This is a genomic window from Prevotella sp. P2-180 (assembly GCF_002251435.1).
Lineage (GTDB): Bacteria > Bacteroidota > Bacteroidia > Bacteroidales > Bacteroidaceae > Prevotella.
The window spans coordinates 1-598 of sequence record NZ_NPJI01000064.1 but is presented as its reverse complement, the minus strand read 5'-3'; the positions used below and the strand labels follow the sequence as shown (position 1 = coordinate 598).

The window sequence follows — 598 nt, the reverse complement described above, 5'->3', positions numbered from 1 at the left end:
GTGCACTCAAGGCGGCTTACGACGCCATCGGACATACCATCAAGGCATGGGGAACGGAGGGACACTCGGTTGTGGTGCCGGGACTCGGTACGATGCGATTCGCGGTGAACTCAAAGGCCGTGGAGGATGTGAACTTGGTGGCGTCGAGCCTCATCACCACCCGAAAGATTATCTTCACCCCGTCGGTAGATGTGAAGAAGGCGCTCAAGGAGGCTGCCATCAGCATCACTTGCTACGACCGCAACGGAAACGTGGTGAAGCGTGTGAACTCCGGCGACTCGGGAGAGATTGAGGACCCAGAGAACCCGAGCGGAGGTGAGGACGCCAGCGGCGGCGGCAGCGGCGGCGATGACCTCGGGCAGTAACAGGAGGGCGGGAGTCTCACCCGCCCCTACCCTAAAAAGCTTAAGTTTCGTATGAGATAATTCTCTATGTATAAGCGTTTAATTTAAACCACAGAGATGAAGAGACAAAGAGATTTGTGGTTTTATAGAGAAGGTCGCAAGCGACAGAGGACACAGAGTTTCCATGCGGCAAACATGATGCGCAGCTCTCTATAAGCTCTAAATGCCTTGGCATTCACCCTCTTTCATTAGTA

At 54.2% G+C, this 598-nt stretch carries 1 pseudogene; it reads left to right on the top strand.

The features are described from left to right. A pseudogene (locus CIK98_RS18125) lies at positions 1 to 365 on the top strand (DNA-binding protein); the annotation flags it as partial. Between the last annotated feature and the right edge of the window lie 233 nt (positions 366 to 598).